General features: G+C 35.6%; 19 protein-coding genes, 2 tRNA genes and 1 CRISPR repeat array. Of the genes, 14 read left to right on the forward strand and 7 right to left on the reverse strand.

Annotated elements, in window-relative coordinates:
• The first annotated feature begins 20 nt into the window (after window positions 1-20).
• From APB85_RS02615 to cas4, 14 genes are all read left to right on the forward strand, one after another.
• Window positions 21-827 carry a hypothetical protein gene (locus APB85_RS02615; RefSeq protein WP_057480594.1) on the forward strand — a complete coding sequence of 269 codons (807 nt, stop codon included), beginning with the start codon at window positions 21-23 and terminating at the stop codon, window positions 825-827.
• Window positions 820-1,485 carry a P-loop NTPase family protein gene (locus tag APB85_RS02620; protein ID WP_057480595.1) on the forward strand — a complete coding sequence of 222 codons (666 nt, stop codon included), beginning with the start codon at window positions 820-822 and terminating at the stop codon, window positions 1,483-1,485. The genes APB85_RS02615 and APB85_RS02620 overlap by 8 nt, the downstream gene beginning before the upstream one ends.
• 528 nt (window positions 1,486-2,013) lie before the next feature.
• Entirely contained in the window at window positions 2,014-2,367 is a 354-nt protein-coding gene (locus APB85_RS02625) for a BfmA/BtgA family mobilization protein (RefSeq protein WP_057480596.1), read from the forward strand.
• Between the two features lie 243 nt (window positions 2,368-2,610).
• Window positions 2,611-2,874 carry a helix-turn-helix domain-containing protein gene (locus APB85_RS02630; RefSeq protein ID WP_057480597.1) on the forward strand — a complete coding sequence of 88 codons (264 nt, stop codon included), beginning with the start codon at window positions 2,611-2,613 and terminating at the stop codon, window positions 2,872-2,874.
• A gap of 5 nt (window positions 2,875-2,879) precedes the next feature.
• A complete protein-coding gene (locus APB85_RS02635; protein ID WP_057480598.1) occupies window positions 2,880-4,142 on the forward strand; it encodes a type II toxin-antitoxin system HipA family toxin in 1,263 nt (420 codons plus the stop codon).
• A 311-nt stretch (window positions 4,143-4,453) separates the two neighbouring features.
• Window positions 4,454-5,863: a TM1802 family CRISPR-associated protein gene (locus tag APB85_RS02640; protein WP_057480599.1), complete on the forward strand. Its 1,410-nt coding sequence runs from the start codon at window positions 4,454-4,456 to the stop codon at window positions 5,861-5,863.
• A gap of 11 nt (window positions 5,864-5,874) precedes the next feature.
• Window positions 5,875-6,294 carry a TM1802 family CRISPR-associated protein gene (locus APB85_RS17570; RefSeq protein WP_057480600.1) on the forward strand — a complete coding sequence of 140 codons (420 nt, stop codon included), beginning with the start codon at window positions 5,875-5,877 and terminating at the stop codon, window positions 6,292-6,294.
• Between the two features lie 24 nt (window positions 6,295-6,318).
• Window positions 6,319-7,236: a type I-B CRISPR-associated protein Cas7/Csh2 gene (gene cas7b / locus APB85_RS02650; RefSeq protein WP_057480601.1), complete on the forward strand. Its 918-nt coding sequence runs from the start codon at window positions 6,319-6,321 to the stop codon at window positions 7,234-7,236.
• On the forward strand, window positions 7,226-7,987 hold the full coding sequence (gene cas5b, locus APB85_RS02655; RefSeq protein ID WP_057480602.1) for a type I-B CRISPR-associated protein Cas5b: 762 nt from the start codon (window positions 7,226-7,228) through the stop codon (window positions 7,985-7,987). The genes cas7b and cas5b overlap by 11 nt, the downstream gene beginning before the upstream one ends.
• 29 nt (window positions 7,988-8,016) lie before the next feature.
• Window positions 8,017-10,389 carry a CRISPR-associated helicase Cas3' gene (cas3, locus tag APB85_RS02660; RefSeq protein ID WP_169929147.1) on the forward strand — a complete coding sequence of 791 codons (2,373 nt, stop codon included), beginning with the start codon at window positions 8,017-8,019 and terminating at the stop codon, window positions 10,387-10,389.
• Between the two features lie 24 nt (window positions 10,390-10,413).
• Window positions 10,414-11,100 (forward strand): CRISPR-associated endonuclease Cas6, encoded by a 687-nt coding sequence (locus APB85_RS02665; RefSeq protein ID WP_057480604.1) that lies wholly within the window; start codon window positions 10,414-10,416, stop codon window positions 11,098-11,100.
• Entirely contained in the window at window positions 11,101-12,093 is a 993-nt protein-coding gene (cas1, locus tag APB85_RS02670) for a CRISPR-associated endonuclease Cas1 (RefSeq protein ID WP_057480605.1), read from the forward strand. It abuts the gene before it with no gap.
• Window positions 12,094-12,103: 10 nt separating this feature from the next.
• Entirely contained in the window at window positions 12,104-12,394 is a 291-nt protein-coding gene (cas2, locus tag APB85_RS02675; RefSeq protein WP_057480663.1) for a CRISPR-associated endonuclease Cas2, read from the forward strand.
• Window positions 12,394-12,969 carry a CRISPR-associated protein Cas4 gene (gene cas4, locus APB85_RS02680; RefSeq protein WP_057480606.1) on the forward strand — a complete coding sequence of 192 codons (576 nt, stop codon included), beginning with the start codon at window positions 12,394-12,396 and terminating at the stop codon, window positions 12,967-12,969. Before cas2 ends, cas4 begins: the two co-directional genes overlap by 1 nt.
• Before the next feature lie 193 nt (window positions 12,970-13,162).
• Window positions 13,163-16,275: direct repeats of the CRISPR family, unit length 37 nt; unit sequence ATTCCAGACCATTCCAATTAGAAACTAGGATTGAAAC.
• 102 nt (window positions 16,276-16,377) lie between these two features.
• Here the strand turns inward: cas4 and APB85_RS02685 are convergent.
• The 7 genes from APB85_RS02685 to APB85_RS02715 all read right to left on the reverse strand — a co-directional run bounded on the left by APB85_RS02685 (window position 16,378) and on the right by APB85_RS02715 (window position 24,119).
• Window positions 16,378-16,890, reverse strand: coding sequence for a hypothetical protein (locus APB85_RS02685; protein ID WP_083482162.1), 513 nt, complete (start codon window positions 16,888-16,890; stop codon window positions 16,378-16,380).
• A gap of 400 nt (window positions 16,891-17,290) precedes the next feature.
• Window positions 17,291-17,375, reverse strand: a tRNA-Leu gene (locus APB85_RS02690).
• 18 nt (window positions 17,376-17,393) lie between these two features.
• Window positions 17,394-17,466: transfer RNA gene (locus APB85_RS02695), tRNA-Gly, on the reverse strand.
• Between the two features lie 237 nt (window positions 17,467-17,703).
• Window positions 17,704-20,295, reverse strand: a complete 2,592-nt coding sequence (gene mutS, locus APB85_RS02700) for a DNA mismatch repair protein MutS (protein ID WP_057480665.1) — start codon at window positions 20,293-20,295, stop codon at window positions 17,704-17,706.
• 82 nt (window positions 20,296-20,377) lie between these two features.
• Window positions 20,378-20,803 (reverse strand): hypothetical protein, encoded by a 426-nt coding sequence (locus APB85_RS02705; protein WP_057480607.1) that lies wholly within the window; start codon window positions 20,801-20,803, stop codon window positions 20,378-20,380.
• 32 nt (window positions 20,804-20,835) lie between these two features.
• On the reverse strand, window positions 20,836-22,668 hold the full coding sequence (locus tag APB85_RS02710) for an ABC transporter ATP-binding protein (RefSeq protein ID WP_057480608.1): 1,833 nt from the start codon (window positions 22,666-22,668) through the stop codon (window positions 20,836-20,838).
• Window positions 22,669-22,724: 56 nt separating this feature from the next.
• Window positions 22,725-24,119, reverse strand: a complete 1,395-nt coding sequence (locus APB85_RS02715; protein WP_201780889.1) for an amidohydrolase family protein — start codon at window positions 24,117-24,119, stop codon at window positions 22,725-22,727.
• Between the last annotated feature and the right edge of the window lie 16 nt (window positions 24,120-24,135).

The following is a 24,135-nucleotide window of genomic DNA, read 5'->3' on the forward strand; positions in this document are numbered from 1 at the left end:
CACTTATAAATTTTATTCCTATGAACGGATATGAATTTTCAAGGGCGTGGTTTGATTTTAGTTTTAATCATCCTAACAAGGTTAAACCGGTCCATACCGCTATTTATTTTTTTGCCATTGAACGCTGCAATAGGTTAGGTTGGAAAGAAAACTTTGGTTTTCCAACCGACCTGGCAATGGAAGCTTTGGGAATTAGGAATTATAAAACTTATATCCGCGCGCTTGAAGACCTGGTTGACTGGGAATTTATTAAATGGGTCCAGAAAAGCAAAAACCAATATACCTCCAACATTATTGCTTTGGTAAAAAATACCAATGCACCGCCTAAAGCATTGGACAGAGCATTGCACACAGCAGTGTCTGAGCAATGCTCAAAGCAAGTCCGAAGCATTGCGAGTATAGATAAACAATTAAACCTTAAACTAAAAAACCTTAAAGCTTTAAATAAAAAAGAATTTCTAAAAGTTGATAAATCTGAAATTCCAGAAAACTATCTGGGCTATTTCAACTGGGCATTTAAATTTCAGCAACTCTTTTTAAAAAATTTAAAAAATAAAGGCGCACCAACAAAAAAATTAGACCAGGCGGGATTCGAGGATTGTTTGACACCAATTCGGTTGATGCTGGAAAAAGATGGTGTTTCAGAAGAACAACTTCAGGTTGCTTATGAGTTGCTAAATGGTTCTGAAGAATTCTGGAAAGGAATAATCCTAAGCACCCATAAACTCAGAGAAAAAATAGGACAGTTGATTGCCCAGGGAAAAAAACCGGTGAAACTAAAAACCATGGACCTCCAGGTTCAGCATAAAATCCAAAGTTATGACTAGTACTCAGTTTCCAGCTATGGTATCCAAGCCTGTTGTACAAAAGAGGCAATCTGAGTTTAAAATAGCTCCAGTTAGCAAAGAAGTGTTCTGGAAGTTGTTTCGCAGCCTATATCCCGAATTCCAAATAACAGAGGGAAACCAACAAATAGTTTTCAGCATTTTCCGCTATTTCCTACAACAGCAAAATTTTAATGAATTTGAGATCATAAAAAATAAACCAGGACTTGACAAAGGATTGTTGGTGTATGGAGGTTACGGCGTAGGAAAATCCACGCTTTTTGATGCCATCCATAACATTGGTAGAATAATTCTGAAGCAAACCCGAAGCACACAACTTTGGTTCCCCCAGATTTCGACAGTTCATTTACTGACCCGGTATTACGAATCGCAACAGAATAAAAACAGCAATTTCAAACTGGAAGATTATTACCGCGGAAAACTGTACCTGGATGATGTGGGTAAAGAAAACAAGGCTTATAACCGGGAAGAGATTATCGGAAAATTGCTTTATGAAAGACACCGGCGAAGATTAAAAACTTTTGTGACTACCAATGAAAACCCCTCAGCAATATCGGCCCGGTATGGACATCATATTGGAGACCGGTTGCCTGAAATGTTCAATATCATTAAATGGGAAGGTAGAAGTTGGCGAGAATGATTAGTACTCAAAAGTCCTCACCACATTTTCCACGCTTCCGCTAAAAAGCTACAGCTTAGGAAAAAGAGGTTCGTTTAAAAAGTGGCTTCGGAAGTAAGCCAAAAAAAGAGTTTTGATAGCCTAATTTTAGAAGCTCAAATAGGAAATGAATCACGAAATAAGATTACAGTTATTAACTTTTTTGACTTACCTCCTCAAGAGATTTTAGCTCTAAAGGAATCAAAGAGAAGGTAGTTAAAACTGAATTTTAGAAAATTTAAAGGAGTTTCAAGGCTGATCATTAAACACATGATTTTAGCGATTTAGTGATGTGAAAAAGCTATTTAAATTTTAGAAGCGAAGCGGATGGAATTTGAATAGCAAGAGGGTAACCTGCTAAAGCAAGGTTGTATTATTCAAATTACTGTTTTTCAGGTGGTTAAAAAATTAAAAGAGACAAAAATATCCACCCAGGTGGATATATCTAGCTGGAAGGCCCTGTAAAATTAAGATAGCTGTAGCCAGTAAATATTAAAATAGTATCCATAAATGACAAAATCAAGGCTTCAATTGAAAGCGAGTACAGCAAAAAGATTCCGGGAGTTTTCTAAAAAGAACAATAGTAACCAGTCCGAAACTTTAGACCTGATTCTCGACTTTTTTGAGAAAAATAATCTCTCTCCTTTTGAGACTTTAGTTCCTTCAAAAGTGAGCCTTGAACAACTTATTAAAAAAAGAATAAATGCAGTAATCGCCCTTTTGAAGGATATGGAAAAGAATAAAATAAACCCAACTTTAGCCATTTTACAATCCCTAATAGAAGCTGCAGATCCCAAAAATAATTACGAGAATCGGAAAAGAGATTACGAAGAAGACGATACACATCCTGATTTTTATAAATAAGAACAATGATTCTTAGTTTGCGGCTAATGCTGTTAAATAGATCAAATAAAAGAACCACAATCCAATGCGCCCTATGCTGTTTTTACTTAACGCTTAACTTCCCGTACACTATAAAAACAGCACAGGATCCGGCGCAAGGTTATGGTAGATATGGGGCAAAAGACAGAATAAACCTAATTACTTGGTTTATTATAATACACATATTAACATTTTTAGCTATATTTGTTTACTATAACATACATTATGCTCGAACTCGTCACTATAAAGCAAACCAAAGAAGAACTAGGTAAATGGTGCAAACTTCAGAGAGGTCGTTTTGAATTAAGCCAGCAAGAATTGGCTGATCAACTGGGAATATCTCGATATACTATTCAAAAATTTGAAAGTGGTAAAAATTCAACAATTGATACCATTTTAAAAATTGCCCACCATTTCGATGATTTGGAGAAGTTTTATAATGGTGTAAAAGCTTATAATGAAAAAAATACTAATAGCTCCTTATATTAACCATTATGGCTAAAAATACTATCCTAAATGTAAAACTATTTGATTATGAGGTTGGAAAGTTAGGTTACGATTTGGATCAACGAAAAAGTTTCTTTCAGTATAATCCTGAATTTTTAGAAACCAATGAATTGCTGAACATTTTTCCATATATCATTAAACGAATAAAACCTGTACAGGTATTCTCTGAATTTGAAGGAAATACTTTTAAAGGACTTCCTCCCGCCATAGCTGATTCCCTTCCAGATATGTTTGGAAATATCATTTTTAAGGAATGGTTTGAAGCCAATAATAAAGATAAAACTAAACTCACCCCACTGGAGCAGTTAACCTATGTAGCTAATCGTGGGATGGGTGCTTTGGAATATGAACCGGCACAAAATATTCCAAAAACTTCAGCAATTGACCTGGAAGAAATAATTGAAGTATTAAAAAAAGTAATTGATCAGAAAGAACAGACATCAGAAAAGAATTTTGATAACCTGGCTTTACTAAATATTTTCAAAATGGGTACCTCTGCCGGTGGTGCCAGACCAAAACTTTTAATTTCAGAAAACATTGAAACAGGAGAGATTATTCCGGGAGATATTGTTTCCTCTAGAGATTACAAACATTACCTGGTAAAGCTTTCTTTAAACGAAGGTAAATACAATAAAGAAGTTATAGAATATGCTTACTATAAGATGGCTACCGCTGCAGGAATAACAATGATGCCTTCTAAATTGATTAACGATAAACATTTCACTACGCTTAGGTACGATAGGCAAAATGGAACAAAGCAACACGTTTTAACCGCAAGCGGTTTGACAGGATGGGACTTCCAAAAACCAGATAACTCATCTTATGAAAATCTTTTCAAATTAGCACTGGATTTAAAAGTACCATACAATGAGATTCAGGAAATTTTTAAGCGAATGGTTTTCAATCTGGTCTTTGCTAATATTGATGATCATCTAAAAAATCATTCTTTTATATATGATAAGAATTCTGACAAATGGAACCTCGCTCCTGCTTACGACCTCACCTACCCATTAAACGTAGATTTCAATTATCATAAAATCAGTCGTGCGCTGTCTATTAATAATAAACGTGATAACATCCAGCTAAAGGATTTACTTGGATTAGCAGAAGAATTTTCCGTGAAAAACCCGAAAGGAATTATTGAGAAAGTTCAGGAGCAGATTTCTGAATGGCCGCGAATATCAGAAGAGCTTAATATTCCTGCTTACATTGTAGAAAAAATCTCCAAAGACTTCAAAATCTTTATTTAACTACGGGTTTTCCCTTATTTTTTATAGGAAATCATAATTATTTTCAGTAATTATGTTAATCTTATTTGGCCTACCCTACTATTCCAAAAAATGAAAGCGACCCGTTAAGGCCGCTTTAAATGTTTTCACAACGGAGTAATCCTTATTGTATTATTATTCAACAAATTGATTCTAAAGGTGGTAAACCTTAGAAGTCTCTAACTAAAATATTAACATAAATACAATGCTTCAAACATTATTAAAAATAGGCGAATGGCAGAGCCAGGGGAAAAGTAAATGGGAATGGTTTCATCTATACAATTACTAAAATTATGCAAGACAGGGCAATAACAGATATTGGAAAATTAGAATTTAAGAAGAACTCAGACCTTAAGCCATATGAGCTTTTCACACAAGAACCCTATCCTAATAAAATTTGTAAGATGCTTTTGATTGAATTCCAGCAAAAGGATGGAGAAATATCCTTTAAAGGAATTGACGTGCAAAATGTAAATGAGCAAAACTATTCACGATACGCTTATCGTAAAGGTTCTGCGCGTGGTGGTGATATTACGTTCACAACCAAATTTGGTGATTTAGACAAAAAACTAAACACTCTTATTAATACCCAATTCCCAAACTTAATTGAACTATCTGAAACAGAAGAAATAGAAAATGTTGGCTTTTTCAAAGACTGGAAAAACTCGTTTATTGAGAATTACGATCAGCTTAAGGAAGAATTGCAAAAAGCATATGACAATCAAGAAAAACAGGATAAGCTCAATAGCGCATTTACTCTAACCATTGACGTAGATGGTAAAAGAAAGCTATTATCTGATTTTAATTCAGTACAGCAATTAATTGCCAAAAATGGAATAGAAGGAAATTACAAAAAATATGGAGTTACTTCTAAGGGCGAATATAAAGAGTGTAGCGTATGTCATAAATCTAAACCGGAAGTTTATGGTTTTGGCTCTCCCTTTAAATATAGCACAGTAGATAAAACAGGAACAGTGAGCGGGTTCTTTAATCAGAAAAACAACTGGATAAATTATCCTATTTGTGAAACTTGTGCGATTGAAATGGAATTGGGAAAAAACTACATCACGAAATACCTTACAAAATATTTTTTTGGTAAAAGTTACTTCTTAATTCCCAAAGCAGTTCTCCCTAACGATACCGAATCACTGAATAATGCTTTAAGCCTTTTTAATGAAATTGATTATCAAATAAAAAACAGTGAATCTATTTCCTCTTCTGAAGATTTTTTGATGGAAAGAATTGGAGACATCAATAACAATGTATTCACATTAAACCTTCTTTTTTTTGAAGAAAACCCTACCACGAAAGCAATTAAAATAAAGATGATGCTGGAAGAAATCCCTCCATCACGGTTTCGGAAATTGTTTATTGAAGTTCCGAAAATAGTAAATAAGAATCCCCTTTTTAAGGATATCGATTATCACTACAAGAAGAAGCAAAAACAAGACTTGCGATTTAGTTTTAGATTAATCAAACAATTCTTCGAGGATAATTTCTATGAAATGACCTATAAAATATTTATGGGTAGAAAAATAAATGAAAAGGAATTGCATAAACGCTTTATGAAAGTTATACGGGCAAATTATATTAAAAAGGCAAATAACGAAGGTTTTGTTGAAAGGGGGGATTTATTAATTGCGAAGTGCTATTTACTCCAAAACTATTTTTCAGAACTCAATCTAATTAATTATGAAAACTAAATATTAGAACTATGGTAACCGAAGAAGAAAAAGAAGAAATCAGTAAAAAAGTTTCATTCGATTTTGAAAAGCTTAAAGGCTTCATATCAGAAAACGAAGATTTTGTAAAAAAAGATGCATCAGCAGGAATTTTCAGCCTTGGTGTGCTCGTTCATTTGGTTTTTAGTATGCAACAAGCCAACCTAGGCAGTACACCTTTTGAGAAAAAACTAAAGGGATTGCATATTGCATCGAGAGATGTTGAGCGAATTTATACAGAGGCAGTAGAAAAGATAAATCAATATTCCTATCAGAATACCTATAAAGACCTTCGTGAATTTATCGCCGATAAGTTAAGTACTCATAAAAAGGAGATCGAAAAAATGTCTAATCAGGAAATCTCATTCAATTTTGTATGTGGACTTGAATTAGGAAGAAAATTTAAATCTTAATAACCAATCAGAAAAACAGTAATAATGGAAGAAATTAAAAACCGATCAGAAATCTTATTTCTATATGAAATAGAAAATGCAAATCCCAATGGCGATCCCTTAAATGAAAACCGTCCAAGATTTGATACAGAAGAAAATAAAGTACTCGTTTCAGATGTACGCCTAAAGAGAACAATTAGAGATTATTGGTTTGAATACAAAGGCTTTAATGGCTCTAATGGCAAAGATATTTTCGTAAGAGAAACGAAATATTCTGATGGTAAAGAAGAATATATTTCATCTGGTTCACGAAGGGCTGAATTGTTCAAAGAAAGTAGTGACAAAGTATTAGAAACTTGTATTGATGTTCGGGTTTTTGGAGGTGTTTTGCCAATCAAAAAGGACACGTTTACTTATACTGGACCTGTACAATTTCAAATGGGTAAATCATTGCATCAAACGGAAATTATTACGGAACAAGGAACAGGTGCTTTTGCTTCAGGGGATAAAAAGAAACAAACTACATTTAGAACAGAATATAAAATTCCGTACTCACTTATTGGTTTCAATGGAATTGTAAATGAAAAAGCTGCACAATATACCAAAATGACCGAAGAAGACCGGAAATTATTACTAGAAGGTATTTGGAATGGAACAAAAAACCTCATTTCACGTTCTAAATTTGGCCAGAATCCTTTATTGCTTTTTACCGTAAACTATAAGGAACCGTATTATATCGGAGGTTTGAGACAGCGTTTAAAAATTCACTCCGAAAAAAGTGATTTACAAATAAGAAATACCGAAGATTATAAAGTAGATCTTACAGGACTGCTTAAAGAAATTAAGGCACAATCTGATAAAATCACTTCTGTAGAGGTTCAGGTTGATAGTCGCTTAGAATTTTTGAACAATGGTGAAGCCTATTCTTTAGAAAACAAAACATACCAGGTAAATGATTTCTAAAACAGCACTCATATTCGATATTTCTGGGGAATATGGACATTTTAGAAAATTCAATACCACGACTTCTCCGTTAACTTATAGTATTCCAACACCATCTGCCATTTTTGGACTTTTAGGAGCAGTTTTGGGTATAGAGCGAGAAGATTCTCACAATAAAATAGGAGAAAAAAAAGAGCATTTAAGAGATGTTTTCTCCAGTAAAAATGCTTCTGTTGCAGTTAGACCACTTTCAGAAATAAAGAAGGTAAATATCGGCTTTAATCTTTTAGATACAGGCTCTTACAAATCGTTCTTTAATGTGACAAATAGAACTCAAATTGAGTATGAAATTTTAAAAGATCCGAAGTTCAGAATTTATTTGAGCTGGGATCATAGATTAAAAGAGGAGTTGACTGAACGCTTAAAAAACAAGAGATTTCATTTTAATCCTTATTTGGGCATTAGCCAAATGACTGCTGATCTGGAATTTGTAGAAGAAAAAGAGTTAATTGAAATTTCTGAAATGGATTATGTTGATTTTAATACGGCTATCAACCTTTCGGAAGTACAATCGGAAAAAGCTCCTATTGATATTGATTTTATAAAAGAAAGAACTTTTCAGGTTGAAACCTTTCCGCTGGATATGCAAATTGATAGAACAATTAAACGTTACGGAGAAATTTTAGTTGAAATGAATGGCGATACTGTAAGGGCAATTCCCAATAAAAATTCCTTTACTATTGAAAATGAAGGAAACATACAATTCCTATGAAAACTATCGAATCACATCCGGGAATTCCGTTGGTCAATCATCTTTCAGAAGTTGCAAAAAACTGCTTAAAGATTGCCAATGAGAATACTACAGATTTTGGTTTCGATAGAAAAATAAAAGCCGATTTGCTTTTTATTTGCGGCTTTTATCACGATTCAGGGAAGGCTACTTCTTATTTTCAAAATTACCTGAAAAATCCGGACAAACCCCATAATAGTTTAAAAAACCATTCTCTTCCTTCGGCTGTTTTTGTTCTCTACGTTGCCCAAAAATACTTAAGAGAAAGTGGACTTACTAAAGATGAGAAGTTTTTGTTAAGTGTGATTTGCTTTATTGTAGTAAGAAGACATCACGGTAATCTTGGCAACTTTAATATTGAATTAGGCATTGACCATTTTAAGGAGGATTTAGAGAAGCAATTTAAATCAATAGACAAAGAAGCTATTCAAGAAATCATCCAAATAGGAAATGAAAAACTTGAAATTTCTGTGGACTGGAGTAATTTCGTCAATTGGTTTGAAGATGACGAATTTAGTAAAGAAACACGTCTTGAACTCATCGCATTTTACAATCTCAATTTTCAGAAAAAATGGGAAAATCCTAAAAAATCTAAAACATATTATCTTTTCTTATGGATGTTTGGAGCCTTATTATTCTCCGACAAATCTGATGTTATACTCGCTGGAAAATTTCCAGAAATTCAAAATCTGAATTTAAATTACTTAACTGAATTTCGGGAAGATAAAGGGTTTAATAAGTCATCAACGGCTATAAATAATCTTAAAAATGAAGCATATTTTTCTGTCTTAAAATCTTTAGAAAATCAATTTGAAACTTCAAAACATTTCTATTCCATTACATTACCTACGGGTTTGGGGAAAACACTCACCTCTCTTGGAGCTTCATTGAAATTAAAGGAATTAGCAAAACTAAAGGAAGGGAAAATTATAATAGCCATTCCATTTACCAGCATTATCGATCAAAATTATGAAGTTTATCGCGAGGTATTCAATGATCCTGATAACTCACTGCTTTTAAAACATCACCATTTAGCTGAACCCAAATATAAAGAAAGTGAAGATGCTGTTCGCGATTCGCAAGAAAGTCAATATTTAATAGAAACCTGGCAGAGTTCTGTGGTAGTAACCACATTTGTACAGCTATTAGAATGCCTAATTACCAACAACAAAACTAAGCTACTTAAATTTTCCGCTTTATCTAATTCAGTAATTATTTTAGATGAAGTTCAACAAATTCCACATCCAATTTGGGAAGTTATTCGCCAAGCTTTTTTCTCAATAGCAGAACATTTGAACTGCTATATTATTTTAATGTCTGCCACACAACCTCTAATTTTTAAGCCTGAAGAAGAAATCACAGAATTGGTAGAGAATCATCAACGTTACTTCTCATTCTTCAATCGAACAAGACTTGTAAATAAAACAAAGAAAAGTATTCCATTAGATGAATTTACTGAAGCCATCCTTGAATATTGTCTAGATAATCCAAAGAAAGATGTTTTAATCATTTTGAACACAAAAAAGACAACACTTGAAACCTACCGGAATATTTATAAAAGTTTAGACAAAGAAGAAAATGAGATTTTTTATTTAACAACCTTAATCACTCCTTTTGAAAGAAAAAAAATCATCGATAAAATAAAAACAGAAAAAAATGGTAAACGGAAAATAATTGTTAGTACGCAACTGGTCGAAGCAGGCGTCGACATTTCCGTAGATACAGTTTTCAGGGCACTTGCCCCTTTAGATTCTATTATTCAGGCAGCGGGAAGAGCCAACAGGTATGATGAAAAGGACGGTGTAAGTGAAGTTTATCTTTATAAAATTGAAGAATTAGAAAAAGTGACTGGTTTTATCTATGGCGCTGATTTAATTAAGAAAACAGAAAATGTTTTAAAAAATTATGACGCCATTGAAGAAAAGGAATATTTGCAATTAATACAGAACTATTTTGAGCAAGTAAAAGACCTTTCAGTCTATTCTGAAAACAAATACCTCAAAAGCTTATTAGCTTTAAATTTTGAAGAAACAGGAAATTTTCAGCTCATTGAAGATACAAAAGTAGAATCCATTTTTATTGGCTTGAATGAAAACGCAAAAGAAGTCTGGAGAAAATTTTTAGAAATTAAAGAAGATGAGAAATTAGATATTTTTGAAAAGAAAAAAGCTTTTGCTTCAATTAAAGCGGAATTCTATGATTACGTATTAAATATCAATATTCCCTATGACGCTGAAGATATTGGACTTCCCTTTGAACCTACATTAGGATTCTATTATGTGGATCTAGAAAGTCAAACCGTCCCAATATATAATTGTAATACAGATTTTACTTCAAATAGGGAAGGATATGTTTTTGAAGGGATAAACACCTTAATATTTTAATAATCCACTAAAACAAGGAATAAAATGACTACAACCGCAACCACACAAGAACTTCAAGTTTGCCGTATTAAATTCCCGGAAATAAAACTGCAAACCAGAGACGCCCATAAACTTCGGGGTTATTTTGGAAATCTGTTTAAAGAGCACTCCCCTATGCTACACAATCATTATGAGGATGGTCGTTTCCGATATAAATATCCCAGCATTCAATATAAAGTCATCAATAACATACCCACTTTAATTGGGATTGAAGAAGGAGCTGAATTATTACCAAGTCTATTTTTAAAAATAAAAGAACTGGATATTAATGGGCAAAAATTCAGAATCAACGCTAAAAATATTGCTCTTACAAACGAAAAAACAGGATATAGTAGTAGCCTGCAAGAATATCAGTTTAAAACCCTTTGGATGGGGCTTAACCAAACCAATTATACCAAATATCATAAATTGGAAAGCGAAGTAGAAAAACAGGAGATGCTGAATGCCATTTTAGTAGGACATATTTTAAGCTTTTTTAGAAATACCGGGGTGGAATTAAATGCCAATGAACGTTTAATGGCAAAAGTAAATGTAGAAGAAAAAAGCACGCAATTTAAAGAAAACAAGATGATTGCCTTTTCGGGAAGTTTTATTGTCAATGCTTTGCTTCCCGATGAAATAGGATTAGGAAAATCGGTTTCCAGAGGATTTGGGACTATAAAACGAAGCTAAATGCAAATCTTTATCAATACCTATGGAACCTATTTACACGTAAAGGATGATATGTTCCAGATTAAAATTCGGGAAGATAAATCGCAACCGGTAAAAGTAAACCATATTGCTGCACATAAAATCACCTCTTTTATAATGAGCAAAGGAGCTGCACTCAGTACCGATGCCATTGCCCTGGCTTTAAAACATAATATAGATATTGTAGTTGTAGAAAATGATGGGCACCCCATGGGCCGTTTCTGGCATAGTAAACTGGGAAGTACCACTAAAATAAGAAAAGAACAATTAAAAGCTTCCTTAGACAATAAGGCTGTAACATGGATTAAACTGTGGCTAGGGAATAAATTGGAAAACCAGTCCGATTTTTTACAGGATCTCAAAAAACACCGTTCAAATTTACATGAGTTTCTGGATACTAAAACCGAGGCTATATTGAATTTCCGACGGAAAATTTTAGAAAGCGAAGCAAAAGAAATGAATGAAGTAGCCGAATCCTTTAGAGGTTGGGAAGGTTCTGCCGGGAGGCATTATTTTGAAGCCCTTTCCACATGTATGCCAGAAGTCTTCGCATTTAAGGGCAGAAGCTTTCGCCCTGCACAAGATGAATTTAACGCTATGCTTAATTATGCCTATGGTATTTTATACAGTCGTATAGAACGGGCATTAATGCTCGCCGGGTTAGATCCTTTCGTGGGTTTTATGCACCGGGACGATTATAATTCTAAAAGCCTGGTTTTCGACTTTATAGAACCCTATCGTATTTATGCAGATCGATTTGTATTCAGGCTATTTACTGGAAAGAAAATCAACAAAAATTATTTTTCAGAATTCACCGGAGGTTTTTCGCTAAATGAAGAGGGAAAAGTATTTTTCGTGGCGCCCTATCTTGAATATCTGGATAGTGAGAAAATACGCTACAAAGGCAGGTTGCAAACACGATTAAATGCGGTGCAGTTGGAAGCGCATCGTTTTGCCAATAGTTTAATTGAATAAAAATAGACTTATGATTATTTGGGTTTTATATGATATTAAAAATGACAGTGCAAGAAACTTTGTTTCCAAAGCTTGCAAGCACGCCGGTCTATATCGTGTACAATATTCCTGCTTTTTGGGCACCTTAAACTCAAATGAAAAAGATAGCCTGGAACTGCAAATAGAGAAAGTGATTAATGAAGATACCGATAAGATTTATATTTTTAGGATGAACAAAGAGCAGTTAAAGGAATGTACCATGATGGGGCAGGCCTTTGATGAAAAACTGGTTACCGACGAAGTAAAAGCACTGTTTTTCTAATGCAAAGTTTTTATCCGTCCCAAATAATTGAATACCTGTATTGCCCACGCTATACCTATTTCGAGTATGTACTTCGAATTCCTCAGTACGAAGAAAAATTCTATAAAGTCAATCGTGGCCGTGAAATCCATAATGAGAAATTAGAACGGAATAAGGAATATTTGCGCAAAAAAATTGGGGTGGACAATAAATGGATTGATCAATATTTGGGCATCGATGGGTTACGGGGAAAAGTGGATGAGGTCCTCGAACTAAATGATGGTTTTTATGCCCCCTTGGATTATAAATTTGCACTTTGGAAGGATAAAGTTTATGATACCTATAAACAGCAACTTTATTGTTATGCGGTGTTAATTGAAAAAACTTTTAATACCAGGGTAGAAAAAGGATTCTTGGTATATACGCGTAGCAAACATAAACTGGTTGAGGTTCCAATTCCGGTGGAAGCCAAGCAAGAAATCAAAACCAGTATGAAAAAAATGCTTGATATTATTGAACAAAACAAATTTCCTAAAGCCACTAAATTTAAGAAAAGATGTGTAAATTGTACCTACAGGAACATTTGTATTAAATAAGCGTTCCGGGTATAAATTTATTTTTAAACAACTTATTTTTTTGGCTCATGGCAGTAAGATCGGGACATAACGAATACGGAAACCATTTGAAATATATGGTTTTTATGTTCTTTGACGTATTGAAAAAACAGATATTAGAAGTTGAAGAAATTGCCAGAGGGTACATGATTAAAGGTTCTGGGCAACGTATCGCATTCCAGACCATTCCAATTAGAAACTAGGATTGAAACAAAGCCCTTTTTCTTTAAGAATTGCAGCAACCGTAGGATTCCAGACCATTCCAATTAGAAACTAGGATTGAAACTTAGGCGGGGTTACAGGAGCAGTTAAAGGGGCTTTCCATTCCAGACCATTCCAATTAGAAACTAGGATTGAAACTAACCTACAAGGCGAGTTCTTAGAAGAGCAGGAAATATTCCAGACCATTCCAATTAGAAACTAGGATTGAAACATAAGTTTCTACAGGATAACAAAGGGCTCATTCCTCATTCCAGACCATTCCAATTAGAAACTAGGATTGAAACTGCCTAACGGAGATTTAATACCGGGGCAAGTTGATCTATTCCAGACCATTCCAATTAGAAACTAGGATTGAAACAAGTCAAGGGATATTATAAGAAGTGAAAAGTATAAATTCCAGACCATTCCAATTAGAAACTAGGATTGAAACTTTAATCGATATTGCATAGATGTTTTAGGCAACATATTCCAGACCATTCCAATTAGAAACTAGGATTGAAACCAGAATGGAAAAGGAGCAACTGTATAAAGAAATGCTATTCCAGACCATTCCAATTAGAAACTAGGATTGAAACTATCCTGTACCTGATAAATCTGCATTTGAGTTTATTATTCCAGACCATTCCAATTAGAAACTAGGATTGAAACCTATATTAGAAGTAGATGAGATAGTTTCAAAGAACAATTCCAGACCATTCCAATTAGAAACTAGGATTGAAACACACGCCCTGCAATCTTATCGGCTTGCGAGTATCTAATTCCAGACCATTCCAATTAGAAACTAGGATTGAAACAATCCTATGTTGTTTAGAATTATCATAATTGAGTAGGATTCCAGACCATTCCAATTAGAAACTAGGATTGAAACTCGAATTTTGATAAGGTTTATGGCAGTATTGATTTATTCCAGACCATTCCAATTAGAAACTAGGATTGAAACAATATTTGGTGAAGTCTATAATAGTGGCCACCACGCATTCCAGACCATTCCAATTAGAAACTAGGATTGAAACTGCAGCACACCAGCAAGATCTGGATTATCGGGTAACATTCCAGACCATTCCAATTAGAAACTAGGATTGAAACACCTTTACACTATCTTAATGGCCTTTCCAGAAAAAAAATTCCAGACCATTCCAATTAGAAACTAGGATTGAAACTTGGCGGGGTTGCCGCTCAAACTCCTACGGCTGCTGATTCCAGACCATTCCAATTAGAAACTAGGATTGAAACAAATCTATAGTAGGGTTTCCGCTGTATTGTCGCTTTATTCCAGACCATTCCAATTAGAAACTAGGATTGAAACAGCTTCTCGATTCTTCTTGCGATAACATCCCGAAGGGATTCCAGACCATTCCAATTAGAAACTAGGATTGAAACTTGAGTTCGGAACAGGTTCAAGGGTTAGCGTTCCATTCCAGACCATTCCAATTAGAAACTAGGATTGAAACACAATGGTTTCAAAGTTAGAGAAGTTCGTAAAGACTATTCCAGACCATTCCAATTAGAAACTAGGATTGAAACGGGGATGCTAATTCAGAATTAGACAGACAGGAAGAAATTCCAGACCATTCCAATTAGAAACTAGGATTGAAACAGGATCTCTTTTTTTGAAAGTCCGTTGGTTTCGGTATTCCAGACCATTCCAATTAGAAACTAGGATTGAAACTTTACAGGAATTCGAGCGATTATTTGGTAGAGTTCCATTCCAGACCATTCCAATTAGAAACTAGGATTGAAACATTCGCAGTTAATGACACCACAAGAAGTAAAACAACATTCCAGACCATTCCAATTAGAAACTAGGATTGAAACTATAGATTATCTAAATATCCCATTACTTATTTTTCAATTCCAGACCATTCCAATTAGAAACTAGGATTGAAACGGATCGTCCAGGTTTAAAATAAACTGGCGAGCAATAATTCCAGACCATTCCAATTAGAAACTAGGATTGAAACCAAGACAACGTAAAGTGGTACGACTATGTTTGGGCTATTCCAGACCATTCCAATTAGAAACTAGGATTGAAACGTGAAAAGAGAAAAGATAATTATAGGCGTTAAGTTTTCAAAATTCCAGACCATTCCAATTAGAAACTAGGATTGAAACGTGGAACTACTGACAATGTAGAGATAGCAACAAAATGTATTCCAGACCATTCCAATTAGAAACTAGGATTGAAACGATGCTAACGTTAAAATAGGCAACGAGTATATTAAATTCCAGACCATTCCAATTAGAAACTAGGATTGAAACTCCAACACCTCATTAACTCTTTGTTGGGCGTAGCGTATTCCAGACCATTCCAATTAGAAACTAGGATTGAAACCTGTTAATCTTTGTAAAGTCTGTAGGATGTGCATCTTATTCCAGACCATTCCAATTAGAAACTAGGATTGAAACGGCTTTCTATTATGGGTAAGGATCAACTTAACCGGAAAATTCCAGACCATTCCAATTAGAAACTAGGATTGAAACTGACCGTATTTCCTTCATTGAAATCCCAGAAATCAATTCCAGACCATTCCAATTAGAAACTAGGATTGAAACCCATTCAAATTAGAATTAAAATAGAGCTTATTAATCATTCCAGACCATTCCAATTAGAAACTAGGATTGAAACTTCTGGCACGTTAACCTCATTATCTTCTTCCAATACAATTCCAGACCATTCCAATTAGAAACTAGGATTGAAACCGTAGAAAAAAGTTTTGAAGGTTTGTAACGCACGTCTATTCCAGACCATTCCAATTAGAAACTAGGATTGAAACACCGAAGAATGGTTGATTAGGTTAGGGTTTATTAAAATTCCAGACCATTCCAATTAGAAACTAGGATTGAAACCAATCTGAAGTTAACGCCTCGGTTATAAGAATAGTATATTCCAGACCATTCCAATTAGAAACTAGGATTGAAACTGAACAGCAATAACACAAACAACAATGAAAACACTATTCCAGACCATTCCATTAAGAAACTAGGATTGAAACATGTTGTACTTTGCTTTGAGTTCTGAGAATTCCATAATTCAAGAATATTCCATTAAGAAATTAGGATTGAAACGATCTACCCTGAACAATTTCCCCTAGAATAATTCTATTCCAGAGCATTCCAATTAGAAAACAGGAGAAACCAATATTTAAGCAATTCAAGCAAATACCGCAGTTAAATACGTTTTTTAAGCTCATTTATAGCTATTTCGCGTTCTCGAGCTCTTCCTACTCGAAGCGCGTCTACTAATGCTAACAATTCGTGCAGAATACTATCTTTTAGAGCAGCTTCCGGAGCTGAAGAATATATAGGTATTATACTTTGTCCTCTCAACATTCCTTTACCAGATGGCCAAACATAATTTTCACTACTTTTTATTTGGTCCCTTAAAGGAGCAGCTGAGTGAGAAGTTGGAATACCCCTTACTACCGGTCCCGGTTTTTGTGGAAAAACATACTTTAATCCGAATTGCAAAAAATCAATGAAAGCCAGTTTCATTACTTTTTTTCCTTTAGGATCTAATAGACCTGAATATTTTGAACGAGCTACCGATTCACTCACTTCAGATTGGCTCATCCCTAAAGTCTCGGCTACATATTTTTGTTTCCAGGTGACATCATCAAGACTAATAAGCTTTAACAGCAATAATATATCCTGAGGTTTCATATGAATATTTAATCCTTTCATTAAGTATATTGTATATCGCGATATGCAATATAAAGATTAAGGCTAATAATATCTCCATTTTAAAATTGCATTTATCGATCACGATACTAAAAAAAATTACAAGTATTTTAAAATGTAGCCTTTATAAAATAGATTCTCGAGGAGTCATAATATTTAATGTAATTTTTCACTATTTGTTGTTATGCGATATTATCTAATGTTATTTGTGAGTTTTTGTAAGTAGAAATATTAAAGCAAATTATGTTAGTGTGATTCAATAATAAGATCGGAAAAATCTTACAGAAGAATGTTAAAATAGTGAATCTGATATTTTTTAACATTTTGCGTACAATTCAGCGTACAAATCTAATATCTAAAAACAAAAAAGCCTTGAAAATCAGATGATTAACAAGGCTTTAAGTACTCGGGACGGGACTTGAACCCGTACGGACACATTGTCCATTGGATTTTAAGTCCAACGTGTCTACCAATTCCACCACCCGAGCGTGGTAATATTATGTATGAGCGAAAAACGGGATTCGAACCCGCGACCTCCACCTTGGCAAGGTGGCGCTCTACCAACTGAGCTATTTTCGCGTGTTTAAAAGAACTTCCACGTTTAACGTGGCTGCAATAGCGTATTGCGGATGCAAATTTAATATAAATCTTATAATGTCAAAGGCTTTTTCAAAAAAATAAAGAAAATCTTAAATAAAAAATTCCTTCAGTAATTCACTCTAAACTTTAAAAAATTACAACTCATTGTTTACCAATACTTACCGATCTACTTTCCTATTTATTACTGAAAACCCACAACCGAGAACTTCAAACTAATTAAGCTTTCGTTTTAGCTTTTTCCTTTCCAACTAAGGTTCTTTTAATCTCGTTTAGCTTCATTAAAGCTTCTACAGGCGTGAGTGTATCGATATCTATATGTAACACCTCTTCTTTTAATTCCTGCAGAATAGGATCATCTAAGTTAAAGAAACTAAGTTGCATTTCTTCTTCGGCCGACTTCTTTAAAAGCTCACTGGAGTCTTCCATTTTATGGGATTTTTCCAATTTCTTCAAAATTTTATTTGCGCGATGTAAAACCTGCTGTGGCATTCCGGCCATTTTGGCCACGTGAATCCCAAAGCTATGTTCACTACCTCCCGGCACCAGTTTCCGAAGAAAAAGCACATTATCTTTTAACTCTTTTACCGAAACATTAAAATTCTTGATCCGCTCAAAAGTATCGCACATTTCATTGAGCTCGTGGTAATGCGTAGCGAAAAGGGTTTTTGGTTTTGCCGGATGTTCGTGTAAATATTCGCTTATCGCCCAGGCAATAGAAATCCCGTCGTAAGTACTGGTTCCACGGCCAATTTCGTCTAAAAGCACCAGACTCCTGTCAGAAATATTATTCAGGATACTGGCGGTCTCGTTCATTTCTACCATAAAAGTAGATTCGCCCATAGAAATATTATCACTGGCGCCCACCCGGGTAAAGATCTTATCTACCAAACCTATATTTGCCGCTTTAGCCGGCACAAAACTTCCCATTTGCGCCATTAAAACAATAAGCGCCGTTTGCCTCAAAATAGCCGACTTACCACTCATATTAGGACCGGTTATCATAATCACTTGTTGATTTTCGCGATCTAATGTAACGTTGTTAGTCACGTAAGATTCGCCAATAGGCAGTTGCTTTTCAATAACCGGGTGTCGGCCTTCTTCGATATGTAAATCGTGATTTTCTTCAATTTCAGGTTTACAATAATTTTCGGCTTTAGCCTGTTCGGCAAAAGAACATAAACAATCTAACTGGGCAATAAGTTGTGCATTTTGTTGTACCGGTTGAATATAATCATTCATCCAAATTACCAACTTACTAAAAAGTTGCTGTTCCAGGTGCAATATCTTTTCCTCGGCTCCTAAAATCTTTGCTTCATATTCCTTTAATTCTTCGGTAATATAACGCTCGGCATTTACCAGGGTTTGCTTTCTAATCCAGCTATCGGGAACTTTATCTTTATGCGTGTTACGCACTTCAATATAATAACCGTAGACGTTGTTACTACCTATTTTAAGCGAAGAAATACCGGTAGTTTCGGTTTCCCGCTTCAGCATATTATCCAGGTAATCTTTTCCCGAAAAAGCTATTTTTCTAAGCTCATCCAGTTCTTCCGAAAAGCCTTCAGCAATACAATTTCCTTTTAAAATATTTACCGGTGCATCTTCGTGTAAACTTTCACCTATTTTATTCCGAAGCACCTCGCAAGAATGCAAATTATCGCCAATCACTTTAATAGCTTCATTCTCACTTTTTAACGCGAGTTCTTTTATCGGAATAATGGCTTCCAGCGAATGATTAAGCTGAATTACTTCCCGCGGAGTCACCTTCCCTGTAGCGACCTTAGAAATAAGCCGCTCCAGGTCGCTTATCTTTTTGATGTTTTGCTGAATTTCAGCTAAAACTGAAGGATTTTCGAGTAAAAAACCAACGACTTCGTGGCGCTTTTTCACTTTCTCGGCATTCTTTAAAGGTAAAGCAAGCCAACGTTTTAATAATCTTCCGCCCATTGGCGAAATTGTTTTATCAATTACATCCAATAAGGTCACCGCGTTTGCGGCGTTAGAATGATATAACTCCAGGTTCCTAATGGTAAAACGGTCCATCCATACATATTCCTCTTCCGCTATTCTGTTTATTGCAGTTATATGCTGAAGTTTTCGATGCTGGGTTTCCGCCAGGTAATGCAAAATCGCCCCGGAAGCAATAATCCCTTCCTCAAGGTGTTCTACACCAAAACCTTTTAATGATTTGGTTTGAAAATGTTCGTTTAAGGTTTCGTAAGCGAAATCTTGCTTAAAAACCCAATCTTCCTGGTAGAACGTATGGAAATCCTCACCAAAAATATGCGTAAAATCTTTCTTATTTTTCTTCGGAATCAAGACCTCACTCGGACTAAAATTCTGAAGCAACTTATCTATATATTCTGAATTCCCTTGCGCCGTTAAAAATTCGCCGGTTGAAACATCCAAAAACGAAACTCCAAAGATTTTCTTTCCGAAGTGAATAGCGCATAAAAAATTATTGGACTTGCTTTGAAGTACCTCATCGCTTAAAGCTACACCCGGAGTTACCAATTCGGTCACACCACGCTTTACGATGCTTTTGGTCATTTTAGGATCTTCCAACTGGTCGCAAATAGCTACCCGTTCCCCGGCTTTTACCAATTTTGGCAAATAGGTATTTAAAGAATGATGAGGGAATCCTGCCAGCTCGGTGCGCTCGCTTCCGTTATTCCTGTTAGTGCAAATAATATTTAGAATCCTGGCAGTTTTTACTGCGTCTTCTCCAAAAGTCTCGTAGAAATCGCCAACCCGAAACAGCAACAAGGCATCAGGATACTTTGCCTTAATGGCATTGTATTGTTTCATTAACGGGGTAACTTTTTGAGGTTTTTTTGCTGCCAAAATTCTGGAGTTTTAGGTTTGCTAAAATACGGATTAGGCAGTTTGCTTAAAAATTATAATCCAAAATTTTAAGAATTAGACTACCAAGAAACAAAAGTGACCACAAGAAAGTTCGCCACCAATTTTTTACTTCTAAAGTGCGGGTTATTTTTTCGCAAGACTGGTTAGGAGAAATAGAATTATGCAAAGGCACAAAAACTAGAAAAGTCATCGCCCAGATAATAGCGATGATAAGTATGCTGCCCCAGGTATAAAAATTTGGTTGTTTCCATAATTGCCAGGAGGCTACGAGTAATTGCGTGATCATTAAGGGGCCTACGATCACGCCTATACGCCCGGTATAGATTTTATGCCATTTCCCCAAATCTTCATTTTTATAGTAACACAAGCTGGGATAAATCACCAGTTGTACTACCCAAATTAAGACCACTAAACCGAAATCGAGTAAAAGGCGTATTAATTCAATATTCATGTTTTTTTATCTTCTATAGTAAGTGAAGTCTTTTACTGGTATCCCTGCGCCTGTAAGTTAAACAATTCGGCATACAGCTTATCGTTTTTCATCAGCTCATTATGGGTTCCGATTTCCAATACAGCCCCGTTTTTTAAAACCATAATTCTATCGGCAATTCTAACCGTGCTAAAGCGATGGGAAATAATTACCGCAGTTTTACCTTCGGTTAATTTGATAAATCGGTCAAAAGCTTCGGTTTCGGCGCGTGCATCTAAGGCTGAAGTTGGTTCATCTAAAATCAAGACCTCAGCATCTTTCATGTAAGCACGTGCAATCGCAATTTTTTGCCATTGTCCTCCCGAAAGATCTTTTCCCTGCTTAAAACGTTTTCCCAGTTGCTGATCATAACCTCGCGGCAAACCGGAAACCACTTCATTTGCCAAACTTTTCTCGGCAGCACTGTCTATTCTTTTCTGGTTTTTAATTTCTTCAATTTCACCCATCGCGATATTCTCCCTGAGGGTAAGTTCAAATTTCACAAAATCCTGAAAAATCACTCCGAAGTATTGCTGATAATGAGTTTGATCATATTCTTTTACCGGAATATCATCCAGTAATATTTCCCCTTCCGTAGGTTCATAAAACCGAAGCAGTAATTTGATAAGCGTGGTTTTCCCGGCGCCATTTTCACCTACAAAAGCTAGTTTTTCTCCTGCTTTTAATTCGAAATTGATATTGCGAACCACCCAGGCTTCAGATTTAGGATATTTAAAACCTACATTTTTAAACTCAAATCCTTTTTTAATTTTCTTCGGAAGCGCCAATTTTTCTTTTTCTGAATTCTCGGAATATTTAAGATCCAGGAATTCAAAATAATCCTGGAGATAAAGCGCGCTTTCGGTAATGGCAGTAAAACGAGTAAAGAAACCCTGTAATTTAGATCGCAAACGGTTAAATGACCCGGAAAGGAACGTAAGATCGCCCAGACTAAAAATTCCTGCTACAGTTCTATAAACGATTAAAAGATAAGCACCATAATACGCTCCCGTCCCAATCACATTAAAAAGCGAACCCCAGCCGGCACGCTGTTTTGCCAGCTTTTTACTCATTAAATAATAAGTGTCAGAAAGGTTCTTAAAACGGTCTGCCAGGTAATTTGAAAGCCCAAATAGTTTAACCTCTTTCGCCGTAACATCGCTGGCACCGGCATATCGTAAATAATCCAGTTCGCGACGTTCCTGCGTCCAGCTTCGAGCTAAAGAATAACTGGTGCCGCTAAATTTAATTTCATTAATTATTGTGGGCACTACCGAAACAACCAGTAAAATAATAAGCCAGGGCTCAAAAGCAACAACTCCGGCTAGAAGGGTGAAAATTACTACAAGATCTTCAGCCTGAGTAAGAATATTAGACATTAGCCCTACCCTACCCGTAGTTTGCTGGCGGGCACGTTCTAGTTTATCATAGAATTCGGCGTCTTCCAGCTGATCCAGGTTTAATTCTGAAGTTTTTTTGATGATGCGAACCGAAGTATCTATACTATATTGATCGCCCAACAAACCATCGGTCAAACTAATGGCCCTGCTCATTAGATCTGATAAGATCGCGAGTCCGAATTCAGCACCCACAAGCCACCAGAGTCTTTCCAGATCTTTGGTTTCAGCAGAAATTTGTAAAACTACCTCATCAATAATCAACTTTCCTACTACCAGGATAATTACTGGCAACACAGCATTTACCGTTCTCGCCAATAAATTAGCGTAAAACAGCATGGGATTCACCTTTCTGATTTCTTTAAAAAATCGCGGTACAAATCTTAGGGATTCGAAACTTCCCTTAAATGAAACTTTATTGGCTTCTAATGATTTTTTGGGTCTTGGCAAGGAGGAGTTTTTCTTTGCAAGTTACGGATGAAAAACTGAAAATTTATTAGGAAATACTAGCGCAAGTTTTCTAACATAGTATTTAGGCTTTTCCTATCATAGACTCTCCCGCTCTTGATCACAGTATTTATCTTTTTCAAATTATCTATATTTTCCAGCGGATTTTTATCTAAAATTAAAATATCGGCCACTTTTCCTGAAGCGATGCTTCCGTATTCATTGCCCAGATCAAGAAATTCGGGACCATTAATTATAGAGGTTCTTATGGTCTGGGCGTTGCTTAAGCCTGCTTTAGAAAGGGCATTTAGTTCCCAGTGCAAAGATTCGCCGGGATAAACATAAGAATTAAATGCTCCGCAATCTGAACCTGCTAAAAGGCTAACTCCTGCATTTTGCATTGGCTCGATCATTCGGGCACTTATTTCCTCCATTTTCTCACGCATCTTACTGCCGGAAGCTTTTGCCCGTTTTGCTCCTTCTATCCTGCCCTGATAAGTTTGCTGAATTCCGGAGCCAATATAGTTTAACAATAAATCCTGCTGGTGATCTACTTCTAAAATTTCAGAAAGGGTTTTACCTATATAAAGTGTGGGTGTTACATACACATTTTCTTCACTCATTTTAGTAAAAACTTCTGCTGCAAGTTCTGGATCGTAAGTATCTATTAAAGGTTCTATCATTCCATAGCCCAAGTTGAGCTTGGTAAGGCTATCGCCTGCGGGAGAACAGGCTTTTAGCGGATAATACATATGCTCGGCCCCATCAAGACCCAGTGAAATCGCTTTCAAAAAATCGGCACTCATAGGCATATGCCCGGTGACTTTTAAGCCACGTTTTTCAGCTTCTTCGATAATGCTGTAATAATCTTCTGCGGAAAGATTTCCGTCATAAGTTTTTACGTAATCTACCTCAAGGCCTTCCAGCGAATCCAGGGCAGCAACAATTTCAGCTTTGCTAGTAACTTTAATTGAACCTGGCCAGGCCGGTTTATCGCCATCCAGTTTGGGGCCCGAACTAAAAATTCTGGGACCATCTAACTCGCCTTTTTCAATTTGATCTTTCCATTTCAAAACATTCGGAGTGATATCGCCACCGGCATCGCGTACAGTGGTAATTCCGTAGGCTAGAAAAAGTGGCAATAGATCTTTGTTTTCTTCTACCAAAGTATCACCACCTCGAAAATGAACGTGATTATCCCAAAGTCCAGGCATCACAAATTTCCCATTGGCATCAATGAGGCGATCGGCAGTAAATTGCTCTTTATCAACGCCTTTCCGAACCTCCACAATTTCCCCGCCAGAAATAAAAATTGATTGGCCTTCGCTTACACTTTCATTCTCTACATTTATAATTCGAGCATTAAGAATAACAAGGTCGTATACTTTGCTTTCTTTATTCTTACAAGATGACAGGGTAATCGCCAGCAATAAGAAATAAGTGAGTTTATTCATTTTCATAAGACTTTTA

This window comes from Salegentibacter mishustinae (assembly GCF_002900095.1).
Lineage (GTDB): Bacteria > Bacteroidota > Bacteroidia > Flavobacteriales > Flavobacteriaceae > Salegentibacter > Salegentibacter mishustinae.